This window comes from Gemmatimonadaceae bacterium, from assembly GCA_019752115.1.
GTDB lineage: Bacteria > Gemmatimonadota > Gemmatimonadetes > Gemmatimonadales > Gemmatimonadaceae > Gemmatimonas.
This window is the reverse complement of record JAIEMN010000002.1, coordinates 94891-112658: the sequence shown is the minus strand read 5'-3', so window position 1 is coordinate 112658 and position 17768 is coordinate 94891. Positions and strand designations below refer to the sequence as shown.

Genomic DNA, 17768 nt, shown 5'->3' with positions numbered 1-17768 from the left:
GACCGGGGAAACATCCGCCCGGGGGCAGACGACCGGAAGTGGTGGGACCCGTAAAATGTGACGCCGGCGTCGCGTTTTGGCGAGAGTGACTTTGGGTGCCGCCGAACGGCGGCATTGCGGTGGCGCCAAAAGCGGCCAGCGTTCAGTGATGTCGTTGCCCGAGCCCGCCACGTCAGCCCTCCTGCCGGCTACCTCGCCCCCGGCGACCCGCGTACCCCCGGCCGATCACCACGCCGTCCTGGAAGCCTTGCTGGCGCAGGCGCCGCTCGGTTTCGCCCTGATCGATCGCGAGCTGCGATTCTGGCGGGTGAACGACACACTGGCGGCGATCAACGGACGCCCGGCCGAGGCGCATATCGGGCGCACGGTGGCCGAGGTGCTGCCGTGGGTGGAGTCGGAGGCTCGCGCGATCGCCGACGAGATTCTGCGGACCAAGCGCCCCGTGCCGTCGCGCGAGTTCCGCGGGGAAACGCCCGCCCAGCCCGGTGTGGAGCGGGTGTGGCGGCAGCACTGGTTTCCGGTCTTTTCGGCGTCCGGCGACGTCGATGCGATTGGCGTGCTCGTGGAGGAGATCACCGCCCAGCGCGCCGCCGAGCAGCAGCGCGAGGAGCTGATCTCGGCGCTCAAGCACAGCGAGGAGCGGCTCCGGCTCAGTATGGAGGCCGCCTATCTGATCGGCTTCTCATGGGACATCGTGCGCGATGAGGTGCATCGGCTGCACAGCATCAGCGAAGGGTTGCCGCCCACCGCGCCCGAGGCGCCGATGCGGATCGCCGATGTCCGAGCCCGCGTGCATCCCGATGATCGCGAGCTGTTCGATCACCGGGTCAAACGCGCGCTCGCCGATCCGTCATCGTCGTACGAGAGCGAGTTTCGCATTGTGGAGCCGGACGGCCGGATTCGGTGGCTGTACGAACGTGGGACCGTCACCCGGAGCGCCAGCGGCGAACCGCTCGCGCTCTCGGGGCTTTCGCAAGACATCACCGCGCGCAAGTCGGCGGAAGAGGCACTGCAGCAGGCCAATCGGCGCAAGGACGAGTTTCTGGCCACGCTGGCGCACGAGCTGCGCAACCCGTTGGCGCCGATCCGCAGCGCCGCGGAAGTGTTGCGGTTGCTCGAGCGTGATGATCCGCGACTGTTGCGCGCGGCGGCGATCATCGATCGCCAAGTCACGCAGATGGTCCGGCTGGTCGATGACCTGTTGGACGTCAACCGCATCACCCGCGGCGACATCGCCCTGCATCGCGAGGTGATCGATATTGCGCGCGTGGTGCACGCGGCCGTCGAGACCAGCCGCCCGCTGCTCGAGGCGTCGCGCCACGACCTGCAGCTCTCCCTTCCGTACACGACGCTGCAGACCAACGCCGACGCAGCCCGTCTGGCGCAAGCGCTCTCCAACGTGCTGAACAACGCGGCGCGCTACACGCCACCGGGTGGGCGCATTGCGCTCACCGTGGCGCGCGACGAGGGGCGCATCATGATCACCGTGACCGACAACGGCTCGGGGATCCCGAGCGACCGGCTCGAGGACATCTTCGACATGTTCACGCGGGTGGCGCCGGCGGACGCCGTCGGCGGCCTCGGTATCGGCCTCGCGCTGGTGCGGCGCATCGTGCAGATGCACGAGGGTGAGGTGCGCGCGCACAGCCAGGGCGAGGGGATGGGCACCACCATCGAGATGTGGCTGCCGCTGCACGTCCCGGCGGCCGTGGAACCGATCGGGCGTATCCATGCCGGCATGCGCGTGCAGACCGATGAGACCACGCTGCGCATTCTCATCGTGGACGACAACGTCGACTCGGCCACCAGTCAGGCCACGATGCTCGAGCTCAAGCACCACGTGGTGTGCGTGGTGCACGACGCGCTCGCGGCGCTCGATGTGGTCCATGTGTTCGAGCCGGATGTTGCGCTGCTCGACATCGGCCTGCCCGGCATGAACGGCTATGAGCTGGCGCAACGACTCCGGCAGGACGCCGCGCTCGCGGGGATGGTGCTCGTGGCACAGACCGGCTGGGGGCAACCCGCTGATCGGGCCCGCGCGCTGGAGGCGGGCTTCGATGCGCATCTCACCAAGCCGGTGGACTGGGCCTCGCTGCAGCGCGTCCTCACCGGGAGCCGGGTCGGCGGCGGACGCGTTCGTCGCCGGTGAGCGACAGCGCGTCTCGTCAGGGATTCAGCCAGTAGCTCAGCTTGAGCAGCACTGTATTGAGCGGGCGCGTTCCGAAGAGGTCGCGCACATCGCGCGCCGGCACGAAGACCCCTCGACCGGTCGGATCGTCGGCGCGCCCCTGCTGCCAGACGAGGAATAATGTGCTCGCCGGGCGGTACTCCCAGCGCACCACGGCGTTCGAATTGAATTGCTTGACGTTGAAGCCCGCGGGTGCCGCGCTGCGATAGCTGCGGAACCGATCGGCATAGGCGGCGGCACGCGGTGCCCCGAGTTCCCGCCAGTTGCTGTAGTCACCGGTGGTGACGAACGGCTGCCCATAGAACTGGAACGACAGCGTGGGGGTGGCGGTCCAGTTCGCGCGCATGGTGATGCTCAGGATATGCTGATGGAGCCGCGCAAACGTGAAGTGCGTGGTATCGCTCAGGAAGTAGCCGTAGTTGCCCACCCACTGCTGGTCGTTGGTGACCTCGTCCCAGGTCAGCCCCATCGCCCCGGAGAAACGGCTGGCCACGCGCGCTTCCACGGCCGCGTCGCCGCCCCGATACCAGGATCGCCCGACGTCGCTGGTGCCTACGCGCCACGCCGCCTTGGGCACGATGGACGGGCGCGGATCACCGACCACATCGAGGCGGAAGGTGTACTTCGCACTCTGGCGCAGCGCGGGCCCGCCCCGGGCGCAGCTCACGCAGTGCGTTCCACCGTAATCACTCACGGAGGTGGTGAGGGCGCCGCCCCAATTGTTGTGCAGCGTGCCGCTGGTGTGCAGTGAGAGGGATTGCGCCGCGAGCAAGCCGCCGGTGGTCCAGTGGGTTTCGGTGCCCAGCTGCGAGAACGCCGACCGCAGGAACCGCGATGGTCGCACGGGACGCAGGTCGAGTGACTGCTTCACCTGCATGTCGTTCACGAGGTTCACGAACCCGAGGTCATTCACCTCGAGCCCCGCACTGGCATAGCGCACGTATCCCTCGTAGCGCAGCCGTCCGCCGACCTGCCGCAGCGTCACCGACGTGGAGGGGCCGCCAAGGGCCGTGCGGGTGGAATCGTAGTGCTGCTCGTGATCGGGGCGCTGATAGAGGTGCACGCTGTTGCGTTGAGTGAGGGCAATCGCCTGCGCCGAACCGCGCACGTCGTTGAAGGCCGCATAGCTCACAACTTCCCACCGGTTCTGCGCGAACCGATGGAATCCCTGCATCAGCAACGTGGTCGCGGAGCGGCGCAGGAACGGATCGGTGGCGGCGTCGAGCTGCCGCCGCACATCGGTGAGCTGAAAGCCGAGTTGGGAACGGCCGGTACGGAAGTCGCGCAGTCCGCGCACCACGAGATAGTTGGTTTGCGGTTCAACGGTGTTGCCGTCGCTCCCCATCACGCGTTCGGTGGACGCGTTCACGACCCCGAACGCCGTCCCGTTCGCAAAGCGGGCGGTGAGCTTGGCCGCCGCCGAGATGTCGGTGAACAGGGGATCGGAATTCGACCGACGCAGCTGCGGCGTGCGGCCGATGCGCCGCGTGTAGAACACCCCCTCGCACGAGCCCTGGCAGCGATACATCCCGGCCCCCTCCTGAAAGAAGGGGCGCCGTTCATCGAACCGGATTTCGAAGGCCGAGAGATTGAGCACCGCCGGATCGGCTTCGACCTGGCCGAAGTCGGGGTGCACCGTGGCGTCGATGGTGACGTTCGCGCCCAGCCCGGCTTTGAGGTCGAGCCCGCCGGTGAGTTCGCCGTGATTACCGAGGGGTCGGTTGGGGAGGTTCGGCACACTGCGCGCGACCGAGTACGGCATCAGCTCGAGCCGCCGCGGTGTGCCCACGTCGGCGATGCCGGTAAGCGTCCCCATCTGTGACATCAGCGTGCGCTGCGACTGCCGATAGCGCGGCCACGCATCGCGCTCGTTGCGCCGCGCGATATCGCGCCAGATGCCGAAGCCAAAGCTGAGGGTGTCCGACTGATTGAAGCGCAGCTGGCTGAAGGGCACGCGAAACTCGGCGGCCCATCCGAGGCTGTCGATGGAGGTGGCGACATCCCAGACCCCATCCCATGTGCCGTCTTCGACGTTGTCGCTGTAGATCACATAGTCGCGCTTCACGCCGGCGGGATTCACTGCCATCTCGACACCGCTCCGACGATCGAGATAGCCGTCGATGATGATCTTGAGCTGATCACTGGCCGTCTTCACATCGCGGCGCGAGAGCAGCGTGACGATGCTGTCGGGGTGCGGATCGTACGCGCGCACGTAGACGTACAGATAGCGCCGGTCGAACGCCGCCCGCGCTTCGGTGCGGAACGAGGCCGGAAAGTCCTCGCCGGGATCGAACTGCACGAAGTCCTGCATGAGCGGCGCCACCCGCCAGACGCCGTCGTCATCACGCCCATCGAGGACCGGCGCGCGTTCGGCGCGCACCGCACGGGCACTGGTGGCCGGCATCGGCACCGGCGCCGCCGGCGTCGGACGCGGCGAGGGGGCCGGTTGGGCGAAGAGCGTTCGGGCGGCGAGGGACACGACGCCCGGCAGCCAACGAGGGAGACGGGGCATGCGATCCCTACGGCTTACGGGTCAGGTCTGCTGCGACGGATTGTAGCCTCGCACATCCGCGAAGAGTGCCCGAATGCGGGCGATCCCGGCGAGGGGGTCGTCTTCGGTGGCCTCGACCGTGGGGCCCAGACGGATGACCTTGGTCGGCCAGTCGAAGGCGACACAGCAGATGGGGACCCCGGCGCCCTTGGCCACGTGCCAGAAGCCGGTCCGCCACTCCGTAACCTTCTTTCGCGTCCCCTCGGGGGCGAGCGTCAGCGCGAAGCGTGCATTCGCGTGAAAGGCGGCGATGGTGGCGTCCACGACGTTGTTCTTGGCGTGACGCTCCACGGGGATGCCGCCGTTCGCGCGCATGAACCATCCCGTGAGCGGGCCGAAGAGCGTGTGTTTGCCCCACCAGTGGGAGTCGAAACCCAGGGCCCACTTGGCCGCGAGGCCGACCGGGAAGTCCCAGTTGGACGTATGCGGCGCCACAATGCACACGAACTTGGGCACATCGGGCATACGCCCCTCGAAGCGCCACCCGGCCCGCTTCAGGAGCCACCAACCGAGCGAGCGCAGCCACTGGCGTTGCGATTGGGGCGCATTTGGACCGAGGGCCCAGTCGTGCATGAGAGAGGGGCAGGGGCGGGAGGGCGTGGCGCGCGGCGGGCTCGCTGGCACGCGGCCAGACGATGGGGTTCATTTGATCCATGTCCGCACCGAATCGCAAGAGCCGCTGGGCTCGTTTCGTCCGGCGTGTGCTGATCACCGGGGGGCTCGGTGCCACGTTCGGCTCGCCGGTCTCGGCGCAGCCGCGCGCCGAGGGACCGTTGGTACTTCGGCTCCCGGTGAGCGCCCGCATCCTCGCGCTCGGCAACGCCGGGCTCACGAGCACCGACGCCGATGTGCTGTTGAGTAATCCGGGCATGCTGGGGCAGGCCCGCGGGAGTGCGGCCTCGCTGCAGCGGTACGGCCGGTTCGCCACCGGCGGCGCGCTCGCCTCGGTAACGACCGCTGGGGTGCTGAGCGTCGCGGTGGGCGTCCAGTTTCTCGACTACGCGGCGCCGAGCGGACGGTACGACGACGCCGTGCAATTCGGTGCGACGCACCTGAGCGACGGTGGCCGCATGGCCGCGTCGAGCAGCGCCTTTACGCTGGGGATCGCGCGCACGCTGCTGGGCTGGCGCATGGGCGGGAGCGTGAAGTACGCCGAGGATCGGCTGGGCGCCCTGCACGACGGCACCGTGGCGGTGGATCTCGGCGTCAGCAAGCCGATGGGGCCCGCCGCGCTCGGCGTGGTGGTGCAGAACCTTGGCGCCGGTCCGCGCCTCGGCGGCGTGCGGGGCCCGCTTCCGACGCGTGTCGGCGTCGGCTTTGGGGGCGGCGGCTTTCCGCTCTCCGAGCAGTTCGACATCGGCGCGCAGATGGCGGTCACGGTCGAAGGTGACGGCTTCGTGCGACCCGCCGGCGGCGCGGAGCTCTCGTGGGTGCCCATCGACGGCGTGCAGGTCGTGTTGCGCGAGGGATTGCGCCTGCCGCGCGAGCCGGATGAATCACTCGTGACGGCGGGGCTCGGGCTGACCGTCGATCGGTTCTCGTTTGACTACGCGCTCGAGCCGATGCGCGGCGGGCGACCGGTGTCGCATCGGGTGGGCCTGCGGATCCGCTGAACGACGAAGGCCCCGGCAGATGCCGGGGCCTTCGTCATCACGTGGCGCCGATCGCGGTGATCAGCTGCAGCTGGGGCGCCCACGCGGAAGCGCGACGGTGCAGTTCTTCGTGGTGCCGTCTTCGGTGATCACGAGCTTGGCCGTGGCGCTGCCGTCGTAGGTCAGCACCTCGCGGCGCGTCTTGGTGACGGCCGCCGAGCCTTCGACGGTCGTGGTGGACTTCATGGAGCGCACCACCGTGCCTGCCGTCGGATACGTCTCGGCCGTCGTGGACACCGGGATCTTGAGACCGGTCGTCGTGTCACCGGCCGTGCGGCTCGCGGTGAACTTCTGGCCGTCGCGGTTGGTGCCGCTCGACGTTTCGGATCCCTTCGACCAGCCGTTGACCGTGCGCAGCGTGCTGCCACTCGCCAGGCCCGTCACCGTGCGCGACGAGCTGTTGTTGACCGTGGCCGTCACCGACGCATTGTCGCGGCCGCGCGTCGTGGTGCCCGTGACCGTGGTGTTGGTGACGATCTTGTCGGTCGTCAGCGTGTCGATGGCCGTCTGCGCCGTTCCGTCGGCCTTGAAGAGGTTGTAGACGGTGGTGATGGTGAGCCCGTTGCGCGTATTCGCGCAGGTGATGTTGGTGCCGCTCGTCGTGCAGCTCGCATCGATGCGCGCGGCCGCGAACGGACCGCCGTGCGGGCCACGACCCGGCGCACCGGCCGCGAAGCCGGCGCCGAGCCCACCACCCATCATGCCGGCCATGCCCGGGCCGCCCGGGCCACCACGACGCGGGCCACCCCACGCCATCCCTTCCTGTCCGTCGCCCGCATAGCTGCTGGAGACCGATTCCATGCCAGCCGGCACCGTGTTGAAGGCGCTGGCGAAGTCGAGCGAACGGGACGCCGTGGGCGCGTCGAGACAGGCGGTGGCGCCAACAACGGTCGCCGCCGCAACGAGACGAAGGGAAAGTCGTGCCATGGGTGGAGGCCCTGGGGTTCGGCTCGAGCGCCGGCGCGACTGTCGCGCACGGGTCGTTCAAGCGTTCACGAGCAAAGACACCAGCAACAGGCTACACCCTACGCCTGTCAGGACGATGACGCCAGCCGTGGCCTCAGTCAGCGTCGATTCGTTTCAAAAACGGGGCGAGCTTTTCCCGCAGTTGACGCAGGGCGCGACTCATGTTGGCCTCGACCGCCTTCACGGTGATGCCCAGCTGCTCGGCAATCTCGCTGTACTTGAGGTTGCGTTCGCGGCTCATGAGAAAGACTTCACGAGTGCGCGGAGGGAGATCTGCGATCGCGTCGCGAATAGCGGCTTCCAGTTCACCGGTATGCGCATCCGCGTCGGCGGCTTCGACCGGCTCGTTCAGCGCCTCGACATAGACCTGCGACTTCTTCTGCACCTGCAGATGTCGCAGGTGATTGAGCGCCCGATTGCGCACCGCCTGCAGCAGATAGCCGGGCACGCTCGACCCATCGGGGAGCGTTTCGCGCCGGCGCCACAATTCCAGAAAGACGTCCTGGGCCAGTTCCTCGGCCACGCCGGATTCGTGCAGGATCCGGTTGGCCGCGCGCACCACGGGCTCGTACCACTGGCGAAAGAGCGCATCGAACGCGGCGTGGTCGCCACGGCGAAGGCCAGCCAGCAGGTCAGAGTCGGTCACGAGGGAAGCGGGCGCGATGAATGAAACACGGGATTGGGCGAACCCGGGACGCAGGTATCTTACACCCGTGTCCAGCGGATTCAGGGGGGCGCCCCCCGTTCCGGTTGGCGAAATCGACCCGACGTAGGGTGCAGTCACTTTCCCGTGTTTCCCCGGCATGTCCGACGAAATCCGCGCCTTCCTGTCCGAAGATCCCGACGCGCGCTGGGAAGCGATCGCCCGCCACCTGGCAGGCGAGAGCGATCCGGCGGAGTCGGCCGCGGTCGAGGCATGGCTGACGGCGCATCCGGAAGACGCTGCGCTGGCCGCGGTTGTTAAGGCGCGCGCCGATCGGGCCGCGGCGATGGCCGCGGTAACCGTGGATACGGAAGCGGCGTTGGCCCGGGTTCGCGCGCGGATCGGCAATGGCCCCACGCTGACGGTGGAGCGGGGCGGTGCGCCGCGCCGGGCGCCGTCGGTACCGACGGCCGCACCTCGACGCCGCTGGCGGGGCGTGGGCTTTGCGGCGGCCGCCGGTCTCGCGGCGATCGTCGGCATCAGCCAGTGGCGCGCCAGTCGGCCCGCCGCGGCGCCCACGGAGTACCGCACGGCCGTCGGCCAGCGCGATTCGCTGCGGCTGCCCGATGGCACCACGGTGGTGCTGGCTCCGGGCAGCCGCCTGACGGTCGCGTCCGGCTATCAGACCGGCGCCCGCGAGGTCACGCTCGAGGGCGCGGCGTTCTTCGAGGTGCAGCACGACGACGCGCATCCGTTCACGGTGCATACGGCGTCGGCCGACATTCGCGATATCGGCACCGCCTTCTCCGTGAAGACGGCCGCCAGTGGCGTATCGGTGGCCGTCACGCACGGCATCGTCTCCATGGGGGCGAAGTCCGCCGCGGCGACCGAACTGCGCGCCGGGGATCGCGCGACGATGGCTCGGGGTACGGTGTTCGTGCAGCGTGGCGTGGTCACCGCCGAGGACGTGTCGTGGACGCGTGGGCAGTTGGCGTATCGCGATGCCCCGCTCAGCGAGGTGCAGGCCGATCTCCAGCGGTGGTATGGTCTCGATCTGCGTATCGCCGACAGTACGCTGGCGGCGCGCACACTCACGGCGACGTTCCGCGGGGATTCTGCCGCGCAGGTCGTCCATCTGATTGCTCTCGCGCTCGGTGCCGATGCCGTGCAGAAGGGCGATACGATTTTCCTCCAGCCGCAGGGATCGGGATCGCCGACCCCCTGAGCGAGGCGCCGAGGCGCATGCTGCACGGAATGCTGACGCGACGCGGACGATTCGCGGGCGCGATGGCCATGCTTACGGCATGGTCCGTCGTGCCCGCGGCCGTTGTGCGTGCCGCGCCAGCCGATCCGACGGCGCCCGGGTGCGCCACGCGCGTGGGGGCCGCCGACAGGGCGAGTCTGTGGGCACCGCCCCTCGATCGCATCGTCTCGGTGCGCCTCACGGACGCGCCGGTGCGCGAAGCGCTGGATCAGATCGCGGGGCTCGCCAAGCTCGAGCTGTCCTACAGCAGCGATCTCTTGCCGTCGGGGCGGCGCGTCTGTCTCGCGCTGACCAAGGTACCGGTGGGCGCGGTGCTCGAGTCTCTGCTCAGCGGTTCCACCTTGCGGCCGATCGTGCTTGGCACGGCGCAGGTCGTGCTCGCGCCCTCGCGACCGGCCGCCGTGGCCGCCGACGCGCCCGCGGTGACCACGCGTCATGCGAGTGTGCTCGACCGGGTCGTCGTGACGGGCTCGCCCGATGGCGCGTCGCAGCGTGGGTCGCCGTTCGCGTTGGATGTGGTGGATGGCGCCACGCTGGCGCAGCATGGGGTCAGCACGCTCGGGGAAGCGATGGATCTTGCCGTCCCCGGCGTCTGGACATGGACGGCGAGTGCAGGCATGGTGACCGCGCGCTACGGCAGCATACGCGGCGCGAGTTCGTTCGGGGCGAGCGCGCCCAAGATCTATCTCGATGGCATCGAGGTCGCGAACCCCTTGCTGGTCACGCAGCTCGATCCGTCGCGGGTGGCGCGCGTGGAAGTCATTCGCGGACCGCAGGGCGCCGCACTGTATGGTGCTGATGCGATCAGCGGCGTGGTGAATATTCTCACGCGCCACGACGGCACCAGCACCGGTGGTACGCAAGTCCAGCTGTCGACCTCGGCCGGCCTCTCGGCCACGGCGTTTGCACCGCGTGACGCCTTCGTGCAGGATCATGCGATCTCGTTGCGGCGGGGCAGTGCCTCGCGCAGTCTGGGGCTCGGCTTCAACGTGGGTACGGTCGGCGCCTATGTGCCGGGGGCATCGGAGCGTCGCCTGCTGGCCGACATGGATGGCCGGCTGGTGAAGGGGAGGGCCGTGCTCACGGGCACGGCGCGTTTCTCCCTGCAGCGGGCGAACGCATCGACCTCGGCGATGTTCGATGTCACGACCGGCGCCCTGTCGGTGCAGCCCACGTACACCACCGCCGCGCGCCGGAGCGCGGGGCCATCGGTGTTGGATTCGACGCGTGGCGCGCCGCTCCCGCGCGACACGGCCCGTTTTCTGGGCGACAGCGCCACAGGACAGGATCTGCAGCAATACACGGTGGGCGGCAGTGCTGCGTTCATGCCGAACCTGCACTGGACCCACACGGCGATCGTCGGCATCGACGGGTACCGCCTGCGTGGGCTTTCCACGCTCGCGACCGCGGCACCGCTGCAATACACCGCGCTCGCCTCGGTCTCGAATGCACAGGGAGCGGCGGACCGCACGACGCTGCGACTGCGCTCCGTGGGACGGTTCGATGTCGCGCCGGCCACGCTCCTCACGCTGACGCTCGGCGCGGAACAGTCGATGACGCGCGAGGCGTCGACGGCCACGGTGATGGGATGGAGTGGCGCGGCGCCCGCCGGCGGAACGGGGGGCGTGATGCCGCGCGTCGGGACGGTGCAGCAGTCCACCACCTGGTACGACAACGCTGGCGTGTCCGCACAAGGGCAAGTGGCCTGGCGTGACCGCTGGTTCGCCTCGGCGGGCGTGCGCGCCGAGCGGACGACGGGTGCCACGCCGAATGCCCAGCAGTCACTGTTGCCGATGCTCGGCGCCGCCTACGTGCGCGACCTGGGCGGCAGTGTCCTCAAGTTCCGCGGCGCGTTCGGCAAGGGGATTCGGCCCGCCCGCACGCTGCTCCGTACGAGTTCGTGGATCGGGCGCTCGCAGGCCGAGGCGCTCGAGGCGTTGGAAGCCGAACAGCAGCAGGGCACGGAGTTCGGCGCGGACCTGCTCCTCGGGGCGCGCACGAGCCTGCACCTGACGCGGTTCGATCAGCGGGCGTCGGGGCTGATCCAGCCTGTGGGCTCGATGACGACCACCACCAACGGTGCCGGACGCCTGCAGCGCACGATGAGCTACACGCTGCAGAACGTGGGCGCGATCGACAATCGTGGCTGGGAGCTCGAAGGCGTCACCCGTTTGCGCGCGCTCACCCTCTCCGGGACCTGGTCCTACGTCGACAGCCGCGTGGCGAAAACCGCGGCTGGATATCGCGGGGAACTGCGTCCCGGCGATCGCATGCTCGATGTCCCGCTCAACACGCTGAGTTTCAGCGCCGCGTACACGCGCGGTCGGTTGACCGTGACCAGCACGGCCACGCACGCCGCGAACTGGGTGGGGTACGATCGCAACGCCATCGGCGCGGCGTTGGTGGCCGACAGTCTGCCGCGTGATCTCGATGGCCCACTCATGCGCCGGTACTGGACGACGTACGGTGGCGTCACCCGCTGGCGCGGCTCGACCGCGTTCCGGTTACGTGGCGATCTGTCGATGGTGCTCACCGGCGACAATCTGCTCAACGTGCAGCGCGGAGCGCCGGACAATGCGAGTGTGATCGCCGGGCGGACCCTCAGCCTCGGGTTCCGAACGCTGTTCTAACCCAAGAACGCCGAACCTGACGACCCCGAACCCCCAACTGATCAGTGTGGGGTTCGGGGTCGTCAGGTTTGGGGTTCTTGGGTTTAGTGGGGAGTGATGCCGATATCGTCGAGCATCACCGCGCCAACCCGCTTCCGGTCGAAGACGAGGCGGATGGTCGTCAGTTGCGTGGGGTCGAACTGCGGGTTCGCCCGGATGAACTGCTCGAGGGGCGCTCGGTAGGTTTGCATCACCGGCTCACTCAGCGTGGTGAAGCGCTGCTTATCGCGCCCGGCGCGGCGGTAGATGTACGTCTCGATGGGCATGCGCACCGGGCCGAAGGTGCTGAGCGGCAGTCGCGCGACATGTCCGGCAGCATCGCTCACTTCCATGGTGAAGTCGGGCGGCAACGTGTCCTTGGCGGGCTTTCTGGGAGCGGGCTTGGGCGTGTCGGCCTTTCTGGCGGGCTTCTTCGCGCTGTCCGCTTTCGCGGTGCTGTCGCGCGCGGTGGTATCCCGCGGTGCGCCGCGTCGCGGGCCGGGCGTTTGGGTGGTGGTCCCCACCGTGAGCAGCAGCGCCCCGCGCGCGCTGGGAGCGAGCGCGGCGCGCAGCGAATCGGAGAGCGTCACGGTGAAGCGCGCCGGCGCACGTGGCGTCGTCGTGTCCTTGCCCACCGGCGTGTTGTTCCACCCCACGGTCACGACGTTGCTGCGGAAGCTCTGTCGGACGCGGCTCTGGACGTCATTCTCCTTCCATGTGCTGAGCGAGTCGGCGCTGATGCGCACCCCGGGCAGCGAGCCGGTGCTGACGTCGAAATCCTCGTCAAACGTCGCGAGCGACGTGGTTCGCGCGTCGGAGTAGCGCGTGAGGTACATGGTGGGCGGGAGCCAATCGCCGGCCGCGCGGTGATCCTGAAAGAGGGCGCGGTATTCGTGCTTCCCCTGCAATACCGCTTCGAGGAAGCTGGTGATCACTACGCGGCCGAACTGCCGCTGTTGTTCACCGCTGACGAGCGCATCGAGTTGCAGGCGTCGCCCGGAGGTCTTGCCGTTGTCCTTGTTCTGCCAGACGGTGTTCCACTGCCCGTGATTGGCGCGGTACATCCAGATGGCGCTCTTGAACTGGTCGCTCGGGGAAGTGAAGCGCACCCGGTTGAACTGCATCAGCCCTTCGAAATCGGAGATGTCGCCGTCGTGTGATCCGTGAATGGCGAGATAGCTCACGTCGGTCAGCACGGTGGGTTGCTGCGCCGGCTTGTATTGCCCGTCCACCGTGCCGATGGCCACCACGGCGCGGATGCCGAATCCGAAACTGAAGCGGCGCGTCGCATCGTCGGGGTTGGCGGGCAGCCGATTGAACGCTGCCGCGACCGCCGCCGCCTCACCGCCGCGCGAATGCCCGATCAGCGCGACGCGGCCCAGATCCACGCGCCCCGACAGCGGTTTCCCGACGGTGTCGTTCATGGCGCGGAGCGCTTCGAGATGCTTGAGCAGCATCCAGCCGCGCGCCCGATTGTTCTCCGTCGAGGTCTCGTTCAGGAAGTTTTCGTCCACCGACGCCGCGATGAAGCCGTGACTGGCCAGCTGTTCAGCGAGCCACACGTAGCCGGGGTCCGAGAAGTCCCGCATGTCGTGGTTCCCGTGCACGATCAGCACGACCGGGAACGGCCCTGCGCCCAGCGGATAGTACAGGCGCGCATTCAGCGGGAATGCCTTCTGATCGAAGCCCCAGTACTTACGGCTCGCCTTGGCGCCGTCCGGCCGAATGGACGCGAAGGGTGAGGCGTCGACTCGCGCTGTCCGATAGGTCACCGAGTCCCGGTACTCCGGACGCCGCCGATCCGTCCCGCTGCCGTAGTAGAGATGCTTCACCGTCATGGGCCCGCGGGCCCCGGGGTTGGGAGCCGTGATGGTCCGATGCGCGAGGACCGTGGACGCATCGCTCGGCGTCAGCGTCAGAGGCTGCGTGCAGGCCGCGAGTCCGGCCAGGGCCGCGGCGGCGAGAAGGGAGGCGCGGAGCATCCCGGAGTGTACGCGCCGGTTCCGCCAAAGCGCGAGGGGCGCCGCGGTAGCCGCGGCGCCCCTCAGGTCCGGCCATCCGGTTGGGGCGGATCAGAATGTCACGCCGACATCCGGCGAGCAGGTCGTCGAGCCGGCATTGCAAACGCGGTAGATGTAGCTGCCCTTGGCGAGCCGGCTGTCGTTCTGTGACCCGTCATTGGCGGTCGTCCAGATACGCGTGCCATTGCGATACACATCCACGTTGGTTGTCGTCGCGCCGCTCCAGAGGAGACGCGCGGTGTTGTTGTTCTTGGAGACCTGCTTGGTGATGCTGAGCGTAATGGCGACCGGGGCCGGCGGTGGCGGCGGCGGTTGCGTCGGCGTCGTGGTCGTGGTGGTATCGATCGGGGCAGGCGCCGGCGTCACGGCGGCCGTGAACAGCGTCGACAGCAGCATGTTGGGCGAGCCGGCCGGATCCGTGATCACGTTCGGCGTGGCGGCGGCGAGCATGGAGCTGCGCACCTGGTCGGCCGTATACGTCGGGTAGGCGCCCAGGATCAGCGCGGCGACACCCGTCACGTGTGGCGTGGCCATCGAAGTGCCGCTCAAGCCGGCGTAGGCGTTGTTGGCGCCGATCCAGCTCGAGGTGATACCCGTCCCGGGGGCGAAGATGTCCACGCAGGAGCCAAAGTTGGAATAGCCGGCGCGATTGTCGCCGCTCTCACTGGCCGCCACGGTGATCGCATTCGGCGTCGCTGCCGGCGAGACGTTGCAGGCATCCTGGCTCTCATTGCCCGCCGCGACGGCGAACACCACGCCGGCGCTGATGGACTTCGTGACCGCGTCATTCACCGACTGGATGTAACCGCCACCCAAGCTCATGTTCGCGACCATCGGAATGCTCTTGTTGTTCGTCTTCTGCTGCGTGACCCAGTCGATGCCGGCGATCACGCCGCTCCACGTCCCCGAGCCGGAGCAGTCGAGCACGCGCACCGGGATCAGCGTCACGCCGCGTGCGACCCCCATCGTGTTGCCGCCAACCGTGCCGGCGACGTGCGTGCCATGCCCGTTGCAGTCGATGGGATTGTTGTCGCCGAAGGCCGAGAAGCCGGTGAGCGTGCGGCCCACGAACTGCTCGTGCGACGTCAGGATGCCGGTATCGATGATGTAGGCCCGCACATTCGACGCCGTGCCGGTGAAGTTGTACATGCCGTCGAGCGGCAGCGCGCGCTGGTCAATACGGTCGAGCCCCCAGCTGTTGGCGGTCACGACGTCGTTGATCCTGACCGGCCCGTCGGCTTCCACGCGGGTCACGCCGGCGGTGCGCGCAAGCGCTTCGGCGGCGGCCGGCGTCAGATTCGCCACGAAGCCCTTGAGCGCGAACTTGTAGCTGCGCTTGAAGAGCCCCTTCTGGAGCCCGGTGAGCGACTTGCCTTTGGCATCCGGATCGGCCGTGGTGTCGGCCAGCGTGACGATGTAGTCAGTCGGATCCGCGCTCGTACTAGTGCTGTCGCTCGTCGTCGGCACGCGGGAGCGCCCGGTCGCGGCGGCCAGGCGGGCATCCGCCGGCTGGGTGGTCGTATCGGCGCAAGCGGCCAGGGCCGCGGTGCCCAGCAGGGCGAAAGACAGACGGGAAATCGGACGCATCGCGTGTTCTCGGATGATGTCGGGTGCGAGGCGGGCGCAGCGGCGCGTCGCTCGTCACACAGCAGACGGATCACCCCCCGGGTCCGGCACGCGCTTTTTCGCTCGTCGTGTGACGTGGATCTCAGTCTGTGACGGTTGTGAATGACATTTCATCTGCAGGCTTACGGATTGGGCGTGACGGCTGCACTTTTGCGCATGCAACGACGCCAATTCGTCTCCGCGCTGGCCGGCAGCACGGCGCTGCCGGCGTTCCTCCCCCAATTCGCGCCTGGGGCCATTCGCCGTCTGATCGATGCGAACGACGTGGCCAAGAGTCGGGGCCGCGCCCTGCTCGATGCCGACGCGACCGCCTGGCAGGGCACCGCCGCGGAAGCGGCAGCGTTCGCGGCCGACGAGGATTTCTGGGAGCCGGTCCAGCGGGCCTTCGACCTCGACCGCACCTGGATCAACCTGAACAACGGCGGCTGCTCGCCGGCGCCCAGCCATGTGATGGCGCAGCTCGAACGGGATCTGCGCTACGCCAACGAGCTCCCGGTGATTCACATGTGGCGTGACCTCGAGCCGCGCATCGAAGTCGTCCGCCGGGAGCTCGCACGGGAGTTCGGCTGCGACCCCGACGAGATCGCGATCACCCGCAACGCCTCCGAAAGCCTCGAGACCTGCATCTTCGGCCTCGATCTCAAGGCTGGCGACGAAGTGGTGGTCAGCAACCAGAATTACGGGCGCATGATCAACGCGTGGAAGCAGCGCGCGGCCCGAGAGCAGATCGTGCTCAAAGAGATCTCCTTCCCGGTGCCGTGCACCACACCGCAGCAGATCGTCGATGCGTTCGCCGCCGCGATCACGCCGCGCACCAAGGTCATGGAGATCACGCACATCACCAACCTCACCGGCCAGATCCTGCCGGTGAAGGAGCTGGTGGCGATGGCGCGGGCCAAGGGCGTCCAGACGATCGTGGATGGGGCGCATGCCTTTGCACAGTTCCCGTTTACGCGCGACGAGCTCGGGTGCGACTACTACGGCACGAGCCTTCACAAGTGGCTGCTGGCGCCGATTGGTACCGGCATGCTCTACGTGCGCCGCGACAAGATCCCGAGCGTGTGGCCGCTCATGGCCGGTAACCCGGGGCAGGAGAAGGACGTCCGGAAGTACGAGGAGATCGGCACACATCCGGCCGCGAATCACAACGCGATCGCGGTCTCGCTGGCGTTCCATCGCGCCATTGGCGCCGCTCGGAAGCAGGCACGCCTGGTCTACCTGCGCGACCGGTGGGCCAAGCGGTTGCTCGCCGAGGGCAACGGACGCGTGAAGGTGCTCACGCCGCTTGACTCCAAGTGGGGCGGTGGCATCGGCTTCTTCAACGTGGACGGGCTCGCGCACGACAAGCTCGGCAACTGGCTCATGGGGCAGTACCGTGTCGTGCAGACACCCATTACGCATCCGGAGTTCACCGGGATCCGCGTCACCCCCAACGTGTATACCACGCTGGACGAAGTCGATCGATTTGCGGAGCTCGTGCTCCAGGCCATCAAGAAAGGAATCGCGTGATGCGGGCAGGCAAGACGGCGGTGGTGCTTGGTGCGGCGCTTGCGGGCGTGGCGTCGGTGAGTGCGGCGCAGCCGCCGTTCGAAGGGGTGGTGACGATGCGCATGGGCGGCCGGGCCGCGGCCGGCGCGCCGGCGGGCGCGGTGACCTCCCAGGAGATCGAGTACAGCATCAGTGGCCGCCGCATGCGCATGACGATGGGTGGCCCGGCCGGCGGCATGACGATGCTGATGATGCCCGCCGACAAGAAGATCTACGTGCTCATGGCGGCGCAGAACGCGTATATGGAAATGCCCATGGCCGATGTGGCCGCGACCGCCCAGCGGGCGCAGTCGGCGACGCCCAGCGACGTGAAGGTGGTGCACACCGGGAAGTTCGATGTGGTGGCGGGGTACAAGTGCGAGCATCTCACTCTGACGGCCACCACGCCGTCCGGGCCGCAGAGCACGGACGCGTGTGTGTCGAAGGAGTTGGGGGCGTTCACCAATCCCATGAGCGGCATGGGCGCCAAGTCGCCGTCGTGGCAGACTTCGGTGGAGGCGCAGGGGTTCCCGCTCAAGGTCACCACGCCTGATGGCACGGTGGCGCTCGAGGTCACCAAGATCGAGAAGAAGCGGCTCCCCAACACGCTCTTCACGATTCCGGAGTCGTACACCCGCATGCAGGCGCCGCCCGCTCGGCGGTAACCGGTACGGCGCGCCGA

12 protein-coding genes are annotated in these 17768 nt (G+C 68.3%); 6 read left to right on the top strand and 6 right to left on the bottom strand.

Features of this window, described 5'->3' with window-relative positions:
- Positions 1-148: 148 nt before the first annotated feature.
- Complete coding sequence (locus K2R93_00820; protein ID MBY0488354.1) at positions 149-2149, top strand: PAS domain-containing protein; 2001 nt, start codon at positions 149-151, stop codon at positions 2147-2149.
- 16 nt (positions 2150-2165) lie between these two features.
- Here K2R93_00820 and K2R93_00815 read toward each other — a convergent pair whose 3' ends face one another.
- A complete protein-coding gene (locus K2R93_00815) occupies positions 2166-4700 on the bottom strand; it encodes a carbohydrate binding family 9 domain-containing protein (GenBank protein ID MBY0488353.1) in 2535 nt (844 codons plus the stop codon).
- A gap of 21 nt (positions 4701-4721) precedes the next feature.
- Positions 4722-5312: a lysophospholipid acyltransferase family protein gene (locus tag K2R93_00810; protein ID MBY0488352.1), complete on the bottom strand. Its 591-nt coding sequence runs from the start codon at positions 5310-5312 to the stop codon at positions 4722-4724.
- Positions 5313-5392: 80 nt separating this feature from the next.
- On the opposite strand from K2R93_00810, the gene K2R93_00805 reads away from it, so the two are divergent.
- Entirely contained in the window at positions 5393-6352 is a 960-nt protein-coding gene (locus K2R93_00805) for a hypothetical protein (protein MBY0488351.1), read from the top strand.
- 60 nt (positions 6353-6412) lie between these two features.
- Here the strand turns inward: K2R93_00805 and K2R93_00800 are convergent, their stop codons facing one another.
- Entirely contained in the window at positions 6413-7318 is a 906-nt protein-coding gene (locus K2R93_00800) for a hypothetical protein (protein MBY0488350.1), read from the bottom strand.
- Between the two features lie 133 nt (positions 7319-7451).
- Positions 7452-8162, bottom strand: coding sequence for an RNA polymerase sigma-70 factor (locus tag K2R93_00795; protein MBY0488349.1), 711 nt, complete (start codon positions 8160-8162; stop codon positions 7452-7454).
- Here K2R93_00795 and K2R93_00790 point away from each other — a divergent pair.
- Both K2R93_00790 and K2R93_00785 read left to right on the top strand, forming a co-directional pair.
- Positions 8161-9225, top strand: a complete 1065-nt coding sequence (locus K2R93_00790) for a FecR domain-containing protein (protein MBY0488348.1) — start codon at positions 8161-8163, stop codon at positions 9223-9225. The genes K2R93_00795 and K2R93_00790 overlap by 2 nt on opposite strands.
- Before the next feature lie 17 nt (positions 9226-9242).
- A complete protein-coding gene (locus K2R93_00785; GenBank protein MBY0488347.1) occupies positions 9243-11894 on the top strand; it encodes a TonB-dependent receptor in 2652 nt (883 codons plus the stop codon).
- 83 nt (positions 11895-11977) lie between these two features.
- Here K2R93_00785 and K2R93_00780 read toward each other — a convergent pair whose 3' ends face one another.
- Positions 11978-13894, bottom strand: a complete 1917-nt coding sequence (locus K2R93_00780; protein ID MBY0488346.1) for a hypothetical protein — start codon at positions 13892-13894, stop codon at positions 11978-11980.
- 90 nt (positions 13895-13984) lie between these two features.
- A complete protein-coding gene (locus K2R93_00775; GenBank protein MBY0488345.1) occupies positions 13985-15520 on the bottom strand; it encodes a S8 family peptidase in 1536 nt (511 codons plus the stop codon).
- Between the two features lie 195 nt (positions 15521-15715).
- Between K2R93_00775 and K2R93_00770 the strand changes: the two genes are divergently transcribed.
- A complete protein-coding gene (locus K2R93_00770) occupies positions 15716-17068 on the top strand; it encodes an aminotransferase class V-fold PLP-dependent enzyme (protein ID MBY0488344.1) in 1353 nt (450 codons plus the stop codon).
- Positions 17068-17751: a DUF4412 domain-containing protein gene (locus K2R93_00765; protein ID MBY0488343.1), complete on the top strand. Its 684-nt coding sequence runs from the start codon at positions 17068-17070 to the stop codon at positions 17749-17751. Before K2R93_00770 ends, K2R93_00765 begins: the two co-directional genes overlap by 1 nt.
- The last annotated feature ends 17 nt before the right edge of the window (positions 17752-17768 follow it).